Below are 18,874 nucleotides of genomic sequence, written 5' to 3' on the forward strand. Positions count from 1 at the left end.
CGTGCGCTTTTCGTGCGAGTCGGAGAATAACCGTGACTGCTTTTTCTTTTTACACACCAGAACAACTGGCCGAGCTGAGAATAGAAAGCCCGCAAAAACCCGTCGACCCGTTTGCCGAAGTCAGGTCGCAGGGCCTGTTCACAGAAGATGGAGCACTCAGGATATTCCCCATCCTGATCCCCGGTTGGCACGTGGTCGACTACCCCACCGCCTCCCATGGGGTCAACGCGGATGAGACCGCAGGTCCCGGGCTTGGATGGTGGGTTCTTTTCCCCTCTTATCCCCTGATGGAGGCGTTTGACACCCTACGCCTGTACATGGGCAAACGCCTTGAGCCCGGTCAGGTCCCGGACCCGACGGATCGAGGCACACTGATCAAGACCGAAATCGTCCCCAGGGATCACAACAACGAGGACATCGTCAGTTTCATTCCCAGAACGGCCGTCGAAAAACCTGGCATCCATCTGACGTGGTACACCGTCGAACGCACCAGTGGCGGTGGACCGGAACGTTCAGAAGAGATCACCGTATGGTTCAAGCCAACCTTTCCGGACAGCCTCGATCCAACCGGCAACACCCGCGAACGCGTACCTCTGGAAGCTCCGCGCTTCCCGGCGGTGATTGATAAGGAGATGGTGGAAGCCGGCGTTGACTTCATCATCCCGGCCTGGCCAGTCATGACCATGGGAGACCGGATTGTTCTGACGATCGATAACCAGATCGTCGAGTTCGTCATCGATGCCGGGCAAGTCGGTCAGGACATTGTGGTGTTTGTGTCTTCCGCGATCCTTAAGCTGATCGGCCCTGCCGACCCGCTGCTGGTGAGTTACAAAATCCATGACCAGGTACACAACAGCAGCCTGACGTCCAACGTCGGTGTGGGTACGCTGGAACCGGACACGACCTATCTTGAAGCGCCTTCAGTGCGTCTCGCCAATGACGATGTCCTGGCGATCGACGATCTCGACGGTGGGCCCATGGAGGTTGACGTACTGGTGCGACGTGCAGACGCCGTCGCTGGCGATACAGTGGAGTTGACCCTTTACGACGCCGCTACCGGGTACAGCAAAGTCTTTGGTCCACTCGACTACAAGGCGGGTGTCGTGACATTCGAGATCCCTTTTGAACTCGTGAACAAACTCGCCCCGACGACGATAAAACTGAGCTACCACAGGATCAGGATGGTGTCGGGTTCGCCAGAACGGACGCCGTCTTACCCTTATTCCCCTAGATTGATCGGCGAAAAATACCGGGCTCCAGCGCCGACTGCGCCGCAAGCCCACGGGGCGGTCCTGTCGCCAGATCTGGCCGAGACGGTCGTCTATGCCGGCCCCGAAATCGAAGGCCTCGCGGTCGGTGACAAGGTGACACTGACCTGCCTGAGTACAAGCGCCGGCGGCACCACCCGACTGCAAACTTACGAACGGTTTGTCACGCAGGCCATGGTGATTCCGGGGGTCGGCATCGTCGTACCCTTTGACTGGGAAACCACGCACCTTGATACCTATCAGGACGGTTCCGTCCGGCTGTCCTATACCGTCACCGGCATCAGGCATGCCGCGCCACTGGAGTCCTTCATAAGTCGTCTGCGTATCGACCTAGTGACCAATGTCCTGAACATCGTCGATGTCGGTAAAGATGAAAACGGCGTGCTCGATCCGAAGGATATTCCTTTCGGCACCCCAGCCATTTGCCCGGCCAAAGGCCACACGCGCATCGGCGACACGGTTCACCTGGAAGTACGGGGGCCTGACGGCAATCTTGTTTTTGCAGACTCGTTGCTCATTGCCGCGGCCCATCTCGACAAAGACATTGAATTCAGATTGGCCTACGAGCTCATCAACTCACTGCTCAATCTAGTCATCACAGTGGACTGGTACATCGAACGCAACCGGGAACTGCCTCTGACCGCCCCCGAACTGGTGCTGCGAATCGGCGCCAAAGCCTTGTTGCTACTACCGCCGGAGTTGATACAGGCCTCACCTGGCAACCTTATCAATCCGCAAAACACTCAGAAACTTGCCACGGTCAAAGTCACCTACACCGGGATGGACCCCACCCACCGTGTCACCCTCTTCGTCAAAGGGCGTGATGGTTTCGGCAGCCCGGTGCTTGCGACACTTCAAGGAAGCGCCAGCGGGACACTGACCTTCACCCTGCCCCTGACCGCCGTCCCCGCCAACATGGGCACATTCATGTCCTTTTGGTATGTCGTGACGCAGGAAGGCATACATGATCAAAGTTCTGCGCCCACCAAATATGAAGTCACGTCCATTGCCAATGAAGACATCAACTACCCGCGCATGACCATCAAGGAGGCGCCGGATCACAAGGTCCTGAACCTCAACAACTTTACAGGCGATGCTCACTGGACGCTGATTGCCTGGCTGTTCATTGCCATCGGCACCCGGATGCGGGTGGCCCTGAGTGGGCAAAAATCCGACGGGAGCGAATACGTCATCATGCTGTTCGAGGGGGTGATCACCGCCAACCATGTGAGCACCGGATTGAGCGGAGTCATCTCTCGGGAACAGCTCAAACTGTTCAAAGACGGCACGCAGGTTCGTGGATTGTCGATCGCAAATTTCAGCGACAAGAGTGGTGTTGATACGTTCTTCCCTGTGCGGGAGCTGACGATCAAATCGGAAATGCTGGCAAGGCCGATGATTACTCAGTTGATTGACAATCAAGGGGCAATTACCGGGCAAGTTGTCAACGGTGGGGCGTGCGACGACACAACACCTGAACTCGTGGGGACCGCAACACCTAAAAGCACCGTCCATTTGTTTGATGGAAGCACATCGATAGGCACCACAACATCGGAAGAAAACGGGATCTGGAGGAAAACCCTGAATATCGGATTGGGCAGACATAGCCTGACTGCGAAAACGCCTGATGGTCAGCAGAGCTCACCCGACTGGATCGTTACTACTCGCCCCGATCTATATGATGTTACTAACTTCGTAGGTAGCCTTAATGGCTGGAATATCGGCCCAGGAGGAAGAACTGGCTGGCTTTTGCCCTCTCCACAAGTTGGTTTTTTCAATATCACACCCGGGGGTTACAATCATGCGGGCGCAATTCTGTATAAAACCTTTCAGCTGGCCACAGGGGCGAGGTATCGATTTACGGCTCGTGTGATGAACGCCACAGGATCGGGAGGACGTCAAAACCCTCTGTTTAACTTACGGATCATCAATCTTCTGGAGACTCCTGGAGTGACACCACCGAGGCTCGTGCAGCATGATCTGGTCGGTGAGTTTACTGCTCCCAACAACAACAGCGCGACATTTGAGATTCACAACCATCAATCTTCAGCGGATGGAAACGACTCCCTGATTTTGTTGATAATTGTGCAACAACTCACTAACGCGACACATGCCTAGCGCAACGTAAAAGAGCCGGCTTTAAATCGTCGTTTGCTCGTAATTTGAAAGGAGAACCCGCTGATCGTCACCGATCCAGCGGGTTTTTCATTCAAGCTGAAAAGCGACTAGTCGTCAGGCCAACTGACTCCGCAACTGCCTTGCCGCCGCCACCATATTCACCAACGCCGCCTCAGTCTCCGGCCAGGCCCGGGTCTTCAACCCGCAATCGGGGTTCACCCACAAACGCTCCGCCGGAATGCGTTTAACGGCTTTGCTCATCAACTTGACCATCTCTCCCGTGTCCGGCACTCGTGGCGAGTGAATGTCATACACACCCGGGCCGATGTCGTTCGGGTAGTCGAACGCTTCGAAGGCGTCCAGCAATTCCATGTCCGAACGCGAAGTTTCGATGGTGATCACATCGGCATCCATCGCCGCGATGGACTCGATCACATCGTTGAACTCGCTGTAGCACATGTGGGTATGGATCTGGGTTTCATCCCGCACACCGGAAGCACTCAAGCGGAACGCTTCCACCGCCCAGTCCAGGTATTCCTGCCATTGCGCCCGGCGCAGCGGCAAGCCTTCGCGGAATGCGGCTTCGTCGATCTGCACGATTTTGATGCCGGCGTTTTCCAGGTCGACCACTTCGTCACGCAGGGCCAGGGCCAACTGTTGCGCCTGGATTTTGCGCGAGACGTCTTCGCGGGGGAACGACCACATCAGCATGGTCACGGGACCGGTGAGCATGCCTTTCATGACCTTGTCGGTCAGGCTCTGTGCATAGGTGATCCAGTCGACGGTCATGGCGTTCGGGCGGCTCAGGTCGCCGTAGATGATCGCCGGTTTGACGCAGCGCGAACCGTAGCTCTGCACCCAGCCGAAACGGGTGAACAGGTAGCCGTCCAGTTGCTCGGCGAAGTACTCGACCATGTCGTTGCGTTCGGCTTCGCCGTGTACCAACACATCCAGGCCCAGGCGTTCCTGAACTTGCACCGCGTGGCGGATTTCACTGTGCATGGCGTCGGTGTAATCGTTGGCCGACAGCTTGCCTTGCTTGAAGGCCTGGCGTGCCAGACGAATCGAACCGGTCTGCGGAAACGAGCCGATGGTAGTGGTCGGAAATGGCGGCAGTTTCAAACGCGCCTGTTGCTGCGCGATGCGTTTGGCAAACGGCGAGTGGCGTTGGCTGTCTGCTGCGCTGATGGCGTTGATGCGTGCCTGCACCTGGGCTTTATGGATACGCGGTGACTCGGCGCGGCTGGCCTGAATCGCTCGGCTTTCGGCGAGTGCGGTTTGCACCTTGGGCGATTGCGGGTCGTTGAGGGCATCGCGCAGCACGGCGATTTCCCCGCACTTTTGTACAGCAAAGGCCAGCCAGCTTTTCAGTTCAGGATCGAGTTTGTCTTCGCGTTCCAGGTCCACCGGGCTGTGCAGCAACGAGCAGGAACTGCTGACCCACAGGTTGTCGCCAAAGCGTTCCTGGGCCGGTTGCAGTTGCGCCAGAACTTGCTCCAGTTCGCAACGCCAGACGTTGCGGCCGTTGACCAGGCCCACCGACAGAATCTTGTAGGTCGGCAGACGATCCAGCACCTGGCCGAGTTGATCCGGCGCACGCACCGCGTCGATGTGCAGGCCTTGCACGGGCAGGCCGACCGCCAGGCCGAGGTTGTCTTCCAGGCCGCTGAAGTAGGTGGCCACGAGTTTTTTCAGCGGCGAATATTGAAGGATGTGATAAGCGCGTTCGAAGGCGTTTTTCCAGGCTTGCGGCAGGTCGAGGGTCAGGATCGGTTCGTCGATCTGCACCCATTCCACGCCTTGCGCGGCAAGGCGGCCGAGGATTTCACCGTAGATCGGCAGCAAGCGCTCCAGCAGATCGAGCTTGTCGAAGTCCTTGCCTTTGGCCTTGCCCAGCCACAGGTAAGTCAGCGGGCCGATGATCACTGGTTTGACGTTGTGGCCCAGGGCCTTGGCTTCGTCGACTTCGTCGAACAGCTGTTCCCAGCTCAGTTTGAACTGCTGGTCAGCAGTGAATTCCGGGACCAGATAGTGGTAGTTGGTGTCGAACCACTTGGTCAGTTCCTGGGCGTATTGCAACTGGGTGTGTTCACCGCCGCAGCAGGTCGCGGTAGCGCCTCGGGCCATGGCGAACAGGGTGTCGAGGGTCGGCAGGCCGCGCGCATCCTTGACACTGTCGAAACGCTCGGGGATCACGCCGAAGGTCAGGGAATGAGTCAGCACCTGGTCGTACCAGGCGAAGTCGCCGACGGGCAGTAGGTCGATGCCGGCGTCTTTCTGCAACTGCCAGTGGTTGGCACGCAGTTGGCGGCCGACGCTTTTCAGCGCGTCCTGATCGAGATCGCCCTTCCAGAAGGATTCGAGGGCTTTTTTCAGTTCGCGGTCCGCGCCGATGCGTGGAAAACCAAGTGTGTGGGCCAGAGCCATGGTGAGTTTCTTCCTGTAAAAGAGGCTGTAAAACATGGCGCCATTGTCGACAGCCAACCCAACATGAGACAAACTCAACCTTTTCGTGTTGATCACAAGTTTTCCTCATGGAGCCATCCGGTGCTTGAAATCCGTCACCTGAAGACCCTGCACGCCTTGCGCGAAGCGGACAGCCTGGTCGATGCCGCCGACCGCCTGCACCTGACCCAGTCGGCCCTGTCCCACCAGTTCAAGGAGCTTGAGGAACGGCTGGGGATGCCGTTGTTCGTGCGCAAAACCAAACCGGTGCGCTTCACCAGCGCCGGTTTGCGCCTGCTGCAACTGGCGGACGCGACCTTGCCGCTGCTGCGCGGCGCCGAACGTGATATCGCGCGCCTGGCGGGCGGTACGGCGGGCCGTTTGCATATGGCGATCGAATGCCACAGTTGCTTCCAGTGGCTGATGCCGACCATCGATCAGTTCCGCGATGCCTGGCCGGAAGTCGAGCTGGACCTGGCCTCAGGCTTCTCCTTTGCCCCGCTGCCGGCCCTGGCCCGTGGCGATCTGGATTTGGTGGTGACCTCCGACCCGCTGGAACTGGCGGGGATCACTTACGTGCCGTTGTTCACGTATGAAGCGATGCTCGCGGTAGCCAACCAGCACCGTCTGGCGAGCAAGGCCTACATCGTTCCGGAAGATCTGCTCACGGAAACGCTGATCACCTACCCGGTGGAACGCGATCGGCTGGACATCTTTACCCGCTTCCTCGAACCCGCCGATATCGAACCGGCGCAGGTCCGCACCTCGGAACTGACGGTGATGATGATGCAACTGGTGGCCAGCGGACGCGGCGTGTGCGGCATGCCCCATTGGGCGCTGCACGAATACAGCTCACGGGGTTACGTGAAGGCCAAGCGGCTGGGCGAGAAGGGATTGTTTGCGACGCTGTATGCGGGGATTCGCGCGGACATGCTGGATGCGCCGTACATGCGCGATTTTTTGCTGACGGCCAAAGACACGTCGTTCTCGACACTGGATGGGGTTAGCGCAGTCCGCTGACACACCACAAGACCTGTAGGAGCGAGGCTTGCCCGCGAAAGCGGTGTATCAGCCAAGTAGATGTCGATTGTCACGACGCCTTCGCGGGCAAGCCTCGCTCCTACAGGATCTATGTGATCCTTAGAGTTCGCGCCACATGTGGATTTTGTCGAAGTAGTCTTCGCCGACGCGTACCGCCATGGGTTCGAGGCCGTACTGTACAAAGCCGCAACGCTTGTACAGGTTGAACGCGGCCTCGTTGCCCGCGGTGACGGTCAGCTGGATCAGTCTCAGGCCTTGATGGTTCTGCGCTTCAGCCAACGCGGCTTGCACCAGTTGTTGACCCCACCCCCGCTCGCGAACCTTTCCAGACACGTACATGCCAAACAACGTCGCCTTGTGCCGGGCCTTTTCCCGGGGTTCGAAGGCCAGGCCGACGATGCCTGCCAACTTGCCCTCGTCAAACGCCCCAAGCACCACATCCAGTTTGCTGGTCAGGCGCGACTCCCACCAACTCAGCGGCATCGCGGCACGCTCACGTACGCTGGAAGTGAACGCCTGCGGATGCAGGTCATAGGCTTCAAGCATCAGAGCCCGATAATCCAGGGCATGGCTGGCATCCAGTCGTTCAATCCACATGATCAAGCCGTCCGACGTTGCTCAAGCATCAGCCGCACTGCCAGCGCTGACAAGACAAACCCCATGAAATAACGCTGCACCGCCAGCCAGGTCGGGTTGTTGACGAACCACGACGCGATGCCCGCAGCGAAGATTGCGATCAGCAGATTGACGCAGAAACTGACGCTGATCTGGGTCAAGCCCAGCACGATGCTTTGGGTGAACACCGAGCCATGTTCAGACGAGATGAATTGCGGAAACACCGACAGGTAAAACACCGCAATCTTCGGGTTCAAGGCACTGGTGAGAAACCCCATGGTGATCAGTTTGCGCGACGAGTCCGGCGGCAACTGTTGCGCTTCGAAAGGTGAACGCGCCCCGGGCTTGACCGCCTGCCAGGCCAGCCACACCAGGTACAGCGCACCGGCCCACTTCAGCACTTCGTAGGCCATCGGCACGGCCAGAAACACCGCGGTCAAGCCGGCCGCGGCGGCGAACAAATGCACGAAAAACCCCGCGACCACACCGAGCAACGAGGTCACGCCGGCCTTGCGCCCCTGGCAGATCGATCGGGAGATCAGGTAAATCATGTTCGGCCCCGGCGTCAGCACCATCAGCAACGCGGCGGCGGCGAAAATCAGCAAGTCTGGTAGCGGGATCATAGGGCAATCCTGGTCCGTGAGTAATCAGACGGTCGCGGTCAGCGACGCTCGATAAAACGGCAGGATCAGGTCTCGTGTCAATGGCGCCAGCGTGAGATTGCCGTCGGTGGCCGGATCGATCCAGCGCACCTCTTCGATCTCCGCCGCAGGTGATACGTCTGAATCGATGGTCAGCTGAAAGAGTTCGGCCTGTACGACAAAACCCGGCTCGTTGGCGGCCGGTGCCGAGAAAGGTCCCAGGTAGGTGGCGTGCGCGGGGTCGATGACCAGCCCAAGCTCTTCTTCCAGTTCACGGGCCAGGGCATGAACCGGTTGCTCGTGGGCCTCGATCTTGCCGCCGGGTTGCATGAAGGCTTCGGTGCCGCGCTTGCGGACCAACAGCGTGCGACCGTCGGGGCCGATCAGCAGGGCGGCGGCAATGCGGATGATGCGGGGGGAAGCGGCAGATGAAAGTGTCATGGATCTGGAGTGGCCTTGGGTAAAAACCGCAAGGATCACATGGGTGTCGGGGCGTCGTCACGGGGAAAAAATATCTGCCGAGCACTGCTGAACCTTTGTGGGAGCGGGCTTGCTCGCGAAAGCGGTGTGTCAATCAAGTAGATGTCGACTGACACGACGCCTTCGCGAGCAAGCCCGCTCCCACAGGGGATCACGGCAGTGGCTGGACGACCTCTGGCGCTTCGGGAATCGCGGCCTCCTGCACTTCCGGCACCTTCACAAAAACACTGTACTTCGCCCCTTCCATCGCCTCGAAAGCGATCAGTTTCTCCACCAGCGGCCCACTCAGCACCTTGCCCGCATTGAGCAGCAACATGCCGTTATCGGCGTTGAGGTTGTGCGCCAGAATCATGCCCGCTGCCAGGTCCCGGGTGGTCAGTACCTTGACCGTCGGATCGGCCAGCGACACATCACTCAGATACGCGGCGCAGACCTGAATGAAGTCCTCGACCAGCGCCGGATCGTAGAGTCGACCGGCGTACTGGCGGATATAGACCAGCGCTTCATCGCTGTTCATCTGGCGCTCAAGGATCAGCCCACGCTGCAACTCGATGAAATCCACCGCCAGTTTCAGCCACCGCGAACCCAGCGGGATCGCCTCGCCCTTGAGCCGGTCGGGGAAACCAGTGCCATCCCAGCGTTCCTGATGGTGAAGAATCAGGCGAGCGGCATCTTTCATTGGGTCGAGGGTCATCAGCAACGATTCACTCTGCTTCGGATAACCGCGATAGCGCTCCTGATCGCTGTGGTGCAGCAGGTCCGCAGGCGCGGTCATCATGCTGTCGGTCCAGCTCAGCTTGCCGATGTTGTAGAGCGCCGCGGCCATGGTCAGGTCGCGGGTGCTGCCCTCGTCCAGGCCATGGAGTTTGCAGTACACCCGCACCAGCTCGATGATCTGCCGGTTAGTCTGCTTGGCCGGCGGTAAACGCAGGTTGGCCAGCAACGAAAACACCTCGGTGCCGGTGACATAGCTGTGTTTGAGCTCTTCGTAGGCCAGGTCGAGCATGTCGGCGGTCTGTTGCAGCTCCGAGGTACGGGACGCAACGTGTTTTTCCAGGGTCGCGTTGAGCAGCTTCAATTCCTCGTTGCGGTCCCACGTCTCCTGCACCAGGCGCAACCGTTCGCGCTCGGAATGCTGGTAGGCGAGGGATTGTCGCAACGTCAACACCAACTCCTCATCGTGCCAGGGCTTGCTGATGTAACGGTAAATCTGCCCATCGTTGATTGCTTTGACCATCATCGTCGGGTCGGCATAACCGGTCAGCAAAATGCGCAGCGTGCCGGGATGGAGCTGGTGAATGTGCGCCAGCAGCGTGGCGCCGTCCATATTGGGCATGCGCGCATCGCTCATCACCAGGTCGACCGGCTGTTTGGCCATGATTTCGAGGGCCTGGGCACCGCTGGTCGCCAGCAGCACGTCGTAGGGTTGGCCGCGCAAGAGCCGACGCAGACTGTTGAGGATCGATTCCTCATCGTCGACCAGCAGAATCGTGGGTTTATAGGCGGCAGTCGTGGGGAGTTGCTCTTCCATGGCATTACCTCAAGCGAAACGGGCGTTGTTGCGTCAGTCATCAGCCAAAACATTCCGTTTCTGGCCCTGCCTGAGCTACAGGCTAGATGATTTCCAGCAAGGCCCCTGGAAATGATTCGTCTCAGTCGACCGGGCGAAGTGCTGCACGGGCGACTATGCTCAGTTCACTCGGATCCATTATCTGTACCGTTGCCACGTGATCAGGGAAAGGATGCCCCTATGAGCACACCGCTCCACACTGCCACCGCTCCCGGCGTATACCTATGAATACGCTGCTGGCGCGAACCAACCGTCGGATACTTATCGTCGACGACACTGCTTCCATTCATGCAGACTTCATCAAGATCCTCAGCCCGCCATCGATTGATGACGACGAGCTGATCAGCGCCGAAAACGCCCTGTTCGGGACTCAAGCGACGGCAACACTGCAAAGTTTCGTGCTCGACTCGGCGTATCAGGGCCTCGAAGCACTGGACAAGGTCGAGCGAGCGCTGGCCAACGACCTGCCCTACGCAATGGCCTTCATCGACATGCGCATGCCGCCGGGCTGGGACGGTCTGCAAACCATCGAACGGCTGTGGCAGGTCGACCCCAAGCTGCAAGTGGCGCTGTGCACCGCCTATTCCGACTATTCCTGGGAAGACATCGATGAACGCCTGGAGCTGGGCGACCGACTGCTGATCCTGAAAAAACCCTTCGATGCCATCGAAATCCGGCAACTGGCCAGCGCATTGACCGCCAAATGGCAGATGACCGAAGACGCCGAGCTGAAAATGTCGCTGCTGGAACAGGCCGTCGAAGAACGCACCCGGGAGCTGTCCGATGCCAACATCATCGTGCAGAACAGCCCGACCATTCTCTATCGCCTGCGGGGCGAACCGTTGTTTCCGCTGATGTACATCTCCCACAACATCACCAAGTACGGTCACGTCGCGGCGAACCTCGTCGCCTCGGCCAACTGGGCCCAGGAGTTGATCCACCCGGACGACCAATCGAAGGTCGATACGGCCATGGCCCGGGTGCTGGACCGCCATGCGGCAGGCGCGTCCATCGAGTTCCGGATGCGCACCGGCGACGGTGCCTGGCGCTGGGTCGAAAACCGCTATATCCCGGTGCGTGACGATGAAGGACGCTTGCTGGAAGTCGAAGGCATCATCATCGATGTCACGGAACGCAAGGTCGCCGAGGAGAAAATCGCCCTGCTGGCACGCACCGACGGGCTCACGGGCCTGGCCAACCGGGCCACCCTGATCGAACGCCTGCACCAGGCATTCGCCGCCGCACGTCGGGGCGCCACACCGTTCGCGATGTTCTACCTGGACCTCGATCACTTCAAACGCATCAACGATACCCTTGGTCATCCGGTGGGCGACCTGTTGCTGCAGGAAGTCGCCCGGCGCATCAAGGCCTGTGTGCGCGAAAACGATGTGGTCGCGCGCCTCGGCGGCGACGAGTTCGCCATCCTGCAACTGGATGTCGGCGACCCGACCCAGTCCGCATCATTGGCCGGCAAGGTCCGCGATGCGCTGGTGCTGCCCTACTCCCTGGCCGGCAATGACGTACGCGTTTCGGTCAGCATCGGCATCAGCAGCTATTCGCCGCTCATCACAAGCGCCGACGGCCTGCTGAACCAGGCCGACATGGCGCTGTATCGCTCCAAGGAAAAGGGCCGCAACCAGTATCACTTTCACTCCGAGGAGATCAATCAGGAGGTGGTCGAGCGCATGACCATCGCCAACGATCTGAAAACCGCCATTGAGCATGACGAACTCGAACTCAATTACTGGCCGGAAGTTGACCTGAGCAGCGGCAGGATCCTCGGCATGGAAGCCCAGGTCAGCTGGAACCACCCCGAGCGTGGATTGCTGGAAGCGCCGGCGTTCCTGCCGGCGGCGGAAAAAACCGGCGCCATTATCGCCCTCGGTCACTGGGTGCTGGATCGCGCCTGCCAGCAAATGCGCCAGTGGCGCGATGAAGGCATGGCCCCGCCGGTCATTGCCATCAAGCTGTCCCTGGCCCAGCTCAAAAGTGGGCCCGAACTGATCTATGACGTGCTGCGCACCACCGCGCGCTGGGAACTGTGCGCCTGGGACCTGCGCTTCGATGTCACCGAAGCGACCCTGGCCCAGACCAAATGGACCCACAACGACGTGCTGCCGCGCCTGCGGGAGCTGGGGGTGAAGATCGCCATCGACGACTTCGGCACTGAGTATTCCTCGTTCGACTACCTCAAGACCTACCAGGTCAATCACCTGAAACTCGCCCAGGCCTTCATCGACACCGCGGCCCGCGATCCGGCCAGCGCCAACACGTTGCGCGCGATTATCAATTTCGCTCGCGAGGTAGGGATCGGAATCATCGCCGAAGGTGTCGAAACCCAGGAACAGCGCAGTTCGCTGATGGCCACAGGCTCGCCAATGAACGCTCAGGGTTACTTCTTCAGTAAAGCGGTCAGCAGCCAACAGGCAGCCGAATTACTTAAAGCCGGCAGTATCGTGCCCACCAGCCCAGGAAACGGGCCGCCCCTGGACAACCCGCGCACCACGGAGGGCCAAGGATGAAAACTTCGTCCGTCCAGACCAACCGGCGCATCCTGATCATCGACGACACGCCCTCGATCCATCAGGACTTTCACAAGATCCTCGGCCCCGATTCCGACGATGAGCGGTCCCTGGCCGGCACTGAAGAGGCGTTGTTCGGCACGCTCAAGCCTGCCCGACTGACGTTCCAGCTCGACTCTGCGTTTCAGGGCGAGGAAGCCCTCGAACTGGTCAAACGCGCCCAGGCCGAAGGACGCCCCTACGCCATGGCGTTCACCGACATGCGCATGCCGCCGGGTTGGGACGGGCTGGAAACCATCGAACAACTCTGGAAGATCGACCCACATCTGCAAATCGCGCTGTGCACCGCCTTTTCCGATTACAGCTGGGAAGACATGGCTGAACGGCTGGAGTTCGGCGACCAGTTGCTGGTGTTGAAAAAGCCCTTCGACAGTCTGGAAATCCGCCAGATGGCCAGTGCTCTGACCTGGAAATGGCAGATGACGCACGACGCGGAGACGAAAGTGCAAAGCCTGGAGCAAACCATCGAGGCGCGGGTCCACGAACTGCTCAAGGTGTCTCATCTGCTGCAATACGACGTATTGACCGATCTGCCAAACAGCACGCTGCTCGGTGATCGGCTGAACCAGTCCCTGGCGTTGTCCCGCCGCCATGACAAGCAACTGGCGGTGATGTTTCTGGGCCTTGATCGCTTCAAGCGCATCAACAATGCCCTGGGTCATCCGGCCGGTGACGAGATGCTCAAAAGAGTTGGGCAGAGCCTGGTGTCCACGGTGCGTGAGTCCGATTCGGTGTTTCGCTACGGCTCTGACGAGTTCGTGGTGATCCTCGCTGATATCCGTCATCCGCAACAGACCAAAGGCATCGCTGAAAAACTCTTGAACGCCATTTGCACGCCCCAGCACATCGCGGGCCATGACCTGAGCGTGACCGCCAGCCTGGGCATCAGCATCTACCCCGATGACGGCTTCGATGCCATCGCACTGATCAAGAAAGCCGAAACGGCGATGCGCAACGTCAAAGAAAGCGGCCCCAACGACTTTCGCTTTTTCATCGACGAGATGAACCAGCGTGCCCGGGATCAGCAGAGCATCGAGTCGGGTATTCGCCTGGCACTGGAGCGGGACGAATTTGTGCTGCATTACCAGCCAAAACTGGACCTGGGCACCGGCGAGGTGGTCGGTGCAGAGGCGTTGATTCGCTGGCAGAAACCGGGGCATGGCTGGGTTTACCCGTCGGATTTCATTGGGGTGGCCGAAGACAGTGGCTTGATCGTGCCGTTGAGCAAATGGGTGCTGGCCCAGGCCTGTCGACAAGCCTGTGCCTGGCAGGCAGCGGGGCTGCCGAGGCTGTGCATGTCGGTGAATGTGTCGGCCATCGATTTTCGTCAGCGAGACTTTGTCGAAGGCATTGAACAGGTCCTCGATCAAACCGGTCTGGACCCGTCATTGCTGGAGCTGGAAATCACCGAAGGCGTGCTGATGCAGAACATCGATGCCACGGTCACCGCCCTGAACCGGATCAAGGCAATGGGGGTGCGACTGGCCATTGACGACTTCGGCACCGGTTATTCCAGCCTGAGTTACCTGCGGCGTTTTCCCATCGACGTGCTGAAAATCGATCAGTCGTTCATTCGTGGCCTGAGCCGGGACAGCAACGACGCCGCGCTGGTCAGCGCCATCATCAGCCTGGGCAAGAGCCTCAAGCTGACCATCATCGCCGAAGGGGTGGAAACCCTCGAACAGCTGGATTTCCTCAAGGCCCATCAGTGCGAGGAAGGCCAGGGTTACTACTTCAGCAAAGCCGTGGCGCCGGACGCGTTTGTGCAATACCTGACGTCGGTGAAATCCCCTCCTCCTGCCACCACATGACCGATAAGCAGCGACACACGGGCTATCAGCCAAGGAAGTATCAGATGTCGCCATCCTCCCACCGTCTTCTTCTGCTGCCTTTGCTCGGGCTTTGCCTGACGGCCAGCGGCGCGCCACTGGACGAACCGCTTAAACCGCTGCCGGCTGTCCCACAGCAAAACCCTCTGCGGGTGGAATTGGGTCGCCAGTTATTCAATGAACCCCGTTTGTCGGTCAACAGCAGCCTGTCCTGCGCCAGTTGCCACCGACTTGAAAGCGGCGGTGCCGATAACAAGGCGTTTTCCATCGGTTTCAACGGTCTTCCAGTCGCCATGAACACCCCCAGCGTGTTCAACGCCAGCCTGAACTTCAGGCAGTTCTGGAACGGCCGCGCCGACACCCTGGAAACCCAGGTCCACACCGTGGTGCAGAGCCCCAGTGAAATGGGGAGCAACTGGAAACACGTGGTGCAAACGCTGTCCGCCGATCCGGCTTATCAAACCGCGTTCGGCAATGCTTACCCGGACGGCGTGACCATGAACAATGTGCAAAACGCCCTGGCCACCTACGAGCGCACGCTGATCAGCGCCAACTCGCGTTTCGACCAATACCTGCGGGGCGATACCGACATCCTCACCCACGAGGAGAAGTACGGTTATCAACGCTTCAAGGACTACGGCTGCATCACCTGCCATCAGGGGATCAACATCGGCGGCAACATGTTCCAGAAATTCGGAGTGATGGGTGATTACTTCAAGACGCGAGGCAACTCGACTGAATCCGACCTGGGCCGCTACCTGGTGACCAAGGACGAAGAGGACCGCAACGTGTTCAAGGTTCCGAGCCTGCGTAACGTCGCCGTGACCGCGCCGTACTTTCACGACGGTTCGGCCAAAACCCTCGAAGAGGCCGTGGACGTGATGTTCACGTTTCAGCTGGGGCGCATTCCCTCCACCGAGGACAAGGTGCTGATCATCCAATTCCTCAAGACCCTGACCGGTGAATGGGAGGGCAAACCGTTATGAAAATGTCTCGCGGACGCAGCCTGGCGCTCCTCGGTATCGTGGCCCTGATACTGGCCTCGATACTGCTGTTTCTGTACCTCAAATCCAGCTCGAACCAGACGTCGACCTACGCCGAATCCCGGGATCTGGTTTCCCGGATGAAACAGCTGAACGCGCAATGGGAAACGGAAATCCTCAAGGCCAGGATTGCCATCAACCACAACTACGATCCGCTGGTCGCACCGTTGACCGAGATGACGAAGCTGTGGGAGCGGTTCGACACGATGGAGTCGAATCACGGCCGCAACGACTCGCCCGCCTGGCTCACCAGCCATGATGCGTACCTGAGCGCCATCGAGGAAAAGACCCGGCTGGTGGAACAATTCAAGTCCCACAATGCCGTGTTGCGCAACTCACTGGCGTTTCTGCCGACCGCCGAAGACGACATTCAGGAACCCCTCGCCCAGTTGCAGGACGGAGACAAACTGCAACTGCAAAACATCGCCAACGACACGTATGACCTGGTACTCAGCACCATGGAGTTCGCCATGGTCACCTCTGACGGCAAGGCCGCCGAAATTCTGGTGGGCCTGAGCAAACTGAAAGTGAACAAACTGCGACTGCCGGAGCAATTCCACAGTCCGCTGGATATTCTCGACAAGCACATCGAGCTGATCCTGCGGGAACAGCCGGTGGTCAACCGGTTGCTGGAAAACATCGAGGCCATTCCCGTGGCCGAACGGCTGGACGACATCACCGATCTGCTAAACAACGATCAGCAGCGCACCGATGCGATCGACCAGCGTTATCACTTCTACATGCTGGCGTTTTCGGTGCTGCTGGTGCTGTTGCTGGTGTACCTGGCGATTCACCTGATGCGCAGTTTCACCGTGATCAATCGCGTCAACAAAGACCTGAAAACTGCCAATGATGACCTCGAAAAACGGGTCGAAGAACGCACCCGCGAGCTCAAGGATACCCAGAGCGAATTGCTGGACACCGCGCGCCAGGCCGGCATGGCCGAAATCGCTACCAATGTGCTGCACAACGTTGGCAACGTGCTTAACAGCGTGAACATTTCCGCCGACCTCGTCAGTCGCAAACTGCGCAGCAGCAAGGCCCAGGGGCTGGGCAAGGCCATGCAGCTGATCAACGAACATCAAGGCGACCTGGGCACCTTTCTGACCCTGGACGAAAAAGGCAAATTGCTCCCTGGCTACCTGAATCAACTGGTCGACGCCATTGCGCTCGAACAACAGAACATGACCGAGGAACTGGCCCAACTGACCAAAAGCGTCGATCACATCAAGGACATCGTCGCCACCCAACAGTCCTACGCCGGCGCCAACAGCCTGATGGAACCGCTGCACATCAGTGAACTGCTGGAAGACGCCTTGCGCATGAACTCCGGTGCGCTGACCCGGCATCACGTCACGGTGGTCAAGGAGTACAACGAGGTGCCGCAGGTCATGGGGGACAAGCACCGCTTGCTGCTGATCCTGATCAACCTCATCAGCAATGCAAAATACGCCATGTCCGACCTCAGCAATCGTCCGCGACAAATGACCCTCGGGGTAAAAATCGTTGAAGACGCCACCCTGCAAATCAGCGTCAAGGATGATGGCGAAGGCATCGCGCCGGAGAACATGACGCGCATCTTTGCCCACGGTTTTACCACCCGCAAGGAAGGTCACGGCTTTGGTCTGCACAGCTGCGCATTGGCGGCTATCGAAATGAACGGCCATCTCAGCGCTCACAGTGACGGGCCTGGCAAGGGCGCACAGTTCACCCTGCAGATCCCGTTGAAAACCGTCCCGGAGGAGGCATGAGTGAACTTGCGAACCGGCGAATTCTGCTGATCGACGACACACCGTCGATTCATGCCGACTTTCGCAAGATCCTCACACCGGTTTCGGTGCAGCACGTTGAACTGGACGAGATGGAAGCCACGCTATTTGGCAGTGAAGTCAAAGCCACCACTCCCCTCTTCGAACTGGATTCGGCCTATGGCGGCCAGGAAGGCCTGGGCAAACTCACTCAGGCGTTGCAGGAAAGCCGCCCCTACGCCCTCGCGTTCGTGGACATGCGCATGCCTGAGGGTTGGGACGGCGCGCAGACCATCGAACATCTGTGGCAGGAAGACCCGCGCCTGCAAGTGGTGGTGTGTACCGCGTATTCCGACTATTCCTGGGATGAACTGCTGGACCGTCTACAGGCCCATGACCGCTTGCTGATCCTGAAAAAACCCTTCGACAACATCGAAGTCCAGCAAATGGCCAACACCCTGCTGACCAAGTGGGAGATGACCGAACGCGCGTTTGTGCAGATGAGCCACCTGGAGCATCTGGTGGACCAGCGCACCACCGAGTTCAAACAGGCCAGCGAGGCGTTGCAGCGGGAAATCGACGAGCGCAAACAGCTTGAATCGCAACTGGTGCAGTCGGAAAAACTCGCCTCACTGGGGCAATTGGCCGCCGGTGTCGCCCATGAAATCAACAACCCTATCGGCTTCATTTCCTCCAACCTCGGCAGCCTTGATGGCTACTTCAAGCAACTGCAGGAAATGCTCGACGCCTACCGCGAAGCCGAAGAAGCGATTGCTTCAAACGAGGTGATCGAACGTCTCGGGCAGTTACGTGAACGGATCGAACTGGAATTTCTGCGCGACGACATCCCGTTGCTGATCAAGGAGTCCAAGGAGGGCATCAACCGCGTCGGGCAGATCGTCAAAGACCTGAAGGACTTCTCCCGCGTGGACTCCAACCAGGAATGGCAGTGGACCAATCTGCAACAGGGCATCGAATCGACCCTGAACATCGTCGCCAATGAACTCAAGTACAAGGCCGACGTGGTGAAGGAGTATCAGCCGCTGCCCGACATCGAGTGCCTGCCATCGCAAATCAACCAGGTGATCATGAACCTGATCGTCAACGCGTCCCAGGCAATGGGCCCGCAGCGCGGCACCATCACCCTGCGCACCGGGTTTGAGGGTGAACGGGTGTGGATCGAAGTGGCAGACACCGGGTCGGGTATTGCCCCGGACAGCTTGCAGAAAATCTTCGACCCGTTCTTCACCACCAAGCCGGTGGGCCAGGGGACAGGGCTTGGGTTGTCCCTGTCTTATGGGATTGTGAAGAAGCATGGGGGGGATATTTCGGTAGTGAGTGAAGTCGGTGTGGGAAGCACATTCAGGGTCGAGCTACCCGTGCACCAGACAAACTCAGCCACCTGAACACCCCTGCCCCCCTGAACACACCCTTTGTAGGAGCTGTCGAGTGAAACGAGGCTGCGATCTTTTGACTTTGTTTTATCAAAAGCAA

Annotated in this window: 12 protein-coding genes; 7 read left to right on the forward strand and 5 right to left on the reverse strand. The window is 58.9% G+C overall.

Going from position 1 to position 18,874, the window contains the following annotated elements; all coding sequences use genetic code 11:
• The first annotated feature begins 32 nt into the window (after nucleotides 1-32).
• Nucleotides 33-3,386, forward strand: a complete 3,354-nt coding sequence (locus tag ACA070_RS24605) for a hypothetical protein (RefSeq protein ID WP_497448683.1) — start codon at nucleotides 33-35, stop codon at nucleotides 3,384-3,386.
• 114 nt (nucleotides 3,387-3,500) lie between these two features.
• On the opposite strand, the gene metE is transcribed toward ACA070_RS24605, so the two are convergent.
• Entirely contained in the window at nucleotides 3,501-5,813 is a 2,313-nt protein-coding gene (metE, locus tag ACA070_RS24610; protein ID WP_497448684.1) for a 5-methyltetrahydropteroyltriglutamate--homocysteine S-methyltransferase, read from the reverse strand.
• A gap of 120 nt (nucleotides 5,814-5,933) precedes the next feature.
• Here metE and metR point away from each other — a divergent pair, with 120 nt between their 5' ends.
• Nucleotides 5,934-6,851 (forward strand): transcriptional regulator MetR, encoded by a 918-nt coding sequence (gene metR / locus ACA070_RS24615; protein ID WP_131060908.1) that lies wholly within the window; start codon nucleotides 5,934-5,936, stop codon nucleotides 6,849-6,851.
• Between the two features lie 120 nt (nucleotides 6,852-6,971).
• Here the strand turns inward: metR and ACA070_RS24620 are convergent, their stop codons facing one another.
• The 4 genes from ACA070_RS24620 to nosR all read right to left on the reverse strand — a co-directional run bounded on the left by ACA070_RS24620 (nucleotide 6,972) and on the right by nosR (nucleotide 10,139).
• The gene (locus ACA070_RS24620) at nucleotides 6,972-7,469 is read right to left on the reverse strand and encodes a GNAT family N-acetyltransferase (protein ID WP_497448685.1); all 498 of its coding nucleotides are present in this window, start codon (nucleotides 7,467-7,469) and stop codon (nucleotides 6,972-6,974) included.
• Between the two features lie 2 nt (nucleotides 7,470-7,471).
• Nucleotides 7,472-8,110 (reverse strand): LysE family translocator, encoded by a 639-nt coding sequence (locus ACA070_RS24625; RefSeq protein ID WP_497448686.1) that lies wholly within the window; start codon nucleotides 8,108-8,110, stop codon nucleotides 7,472-7,474.
• 24 nt (nucleotides 8,111-8,134) lie between these two features.
• Nucleotides 8,135-8,569, reverse strand: coding sequence for an NUDIX hydrolase (locus ACA070_RS24630; RefSeq protein ID WP_497448687.1), 435 nt, complete (start codon nucleotides 8,567-8,569; stop codon nucleotides 8,135-8,137).
• Between the two features lie 190 nt (nucleotides 8,570-8,759).
• Nucleotides 8,760-10,139 (reverse strand): response regulator c-di-GMP phosphodiesterase, NosR family, encoded by a 1,380-nt coding sequence (gene nosR, locus ACA070_RS24635; RefSeq protein WP_497448688.1) that lies wholly within the window; start codon nucleotides 10,137-10,139, stop codon nucleotides 8,760-8,762.
• A gap of 257 nt (nucleotides 10,140-10,396) precedes the next feature.
• On the opposite strand from nosR, the gene ACA070_RS24640 reads away from it, so the two are divergent.
• From ACA070_RS24640 to ACA070_RS24660, 5 genes are read left to right on the forward strand one after another with little or no spacing between them, the layout of a single operon-like run.
• Complete coding sequence (locus ACA070_RS24640; protein ID WP_497452018.1) at nucleotides 10,397-12,700, forward strand: EAL domain-containing protein; 2,304 nt, start codon at nucleotides 10,397-10,399, stop codon at nucleotides 12,698-12,700.
• Nucleotides 12,697-14,571: a putative bifunctional diguanylate cyclase/phosphodiesterase gene (locus ACA070_RS24645; protein WP_497448689.1), complete on the forward strand. Its 1,875-nt coding sequence runs from the start codon at nucleotides 12,697-12,699 to the stop codon at nucleotides 14,569-14,571. Before ACA070_RS24640 ends, ACA070_RS24645 begins: the two co-directional genes overlap by 4 nt.
• Nucleotides 14,572-14,615: 44 nt before the next feature.
• A complete protein-coding gene (locus ACA070_RS24650) occupies nucleotides 14,616-15,575 on the forward strand; it encodes a cytochrome-c peroxidase (protein ID WP_497448690.1) in 960 nt (319 codons plus the stop codon).
• Nucleotides 15,572-17,383 (forward strand): DAHL domain-containing sensor histidine kinase, encoded by a 1,812-nt coding sequence (locus ACA070_RS24655; protein WP_497448691.1) that lies wholly within the window; start codon nucleotides 15,572-15,574, stop codon nucleotides 17,381-17,383. The genes ACA070_RS24650 and ACA070_RS24655 overlap by 4 nt, the downstream gene beginning before the upstream one ends.
• Entirely contained in the window at nucleotides 17,380-18,786 is a 1,407-nt protein-coding gene (locus tag ACA070_RS24660; protein ID WP_497448692.1) for an ATP-binding protein, read from the forward strand. Before ACA070_RS24655 ends, ACA070_RS24660 begins: the two co-directional genes overlap by 4 nt.
• Nucleotides 18,787-18,874: the final 88 nt, after the last annotated feature.

The organism is Pseudomonas sp. LBUM1678 (genome assembly GCF_059695575.1).

Coding starts and splice junctions, on each gene's coding strand:
- metE (WP_497448684.1), bottom strand. CDS start 5,813: ATGGCTCTGGCCCACACACTTGGTTTTCCACGCATCGGCGCGGACCGC.
- ACA070_RS24620 (WP_497448685.1), bottom strand. CDS start 7,469: ATGTGGATTGAACGACTGGATGCCAGCCATGCCCTGGATTATCGGGCT.
- ACA070_RS24625 (WP_497448686.1), bottom strand. CDS start 8,110: ATGATCCCGCTACCAGACTTGCTGATTTTCGCCGCCGCCGCGTTGCTG.
- ACA070_RS24630 (WP_497448687.1), bottom strand. CDS start 8,569: ATGACACTTTCATCTGCCGCTTCCCCCCGCATCATCCGCATTGCCGCC.
- nosR (WP_497448688.1), bottom strand. CDS start 10,139: ATGGAAGAGCAACTCCCCACGACTGCCGCCTATAAACCCACGATTCTG.
- ACA070_RS24645 (WP_497448689.1), top strand. CDS start 12,697: ATGAAAACTTCGTCCGTCCAGACCAACCGGCGCATCCTGATCATCGAC.
- ACA070_RS24650 (WP_497448690.1), top strand. CDS start 14,616: ATGTCGCCATCCTCCCACCGTCTTCTTCTGCTGCCTTTGCTCGGGCTT.
- ACA070_RS24655 (WP_497448691.1), top strand. CDS start 15,572: ATGAAAATGTCTCGCGGACGCAGCCTGGCGCTCCTCGGTATCGTGGCC.
- ACA070_RS24660 (WP_497448692.1), top strand. CDS start 17,380: ATGAGTGAACTTGCGAACCGGCGAATTCTGCTGATCGACGACACACCG.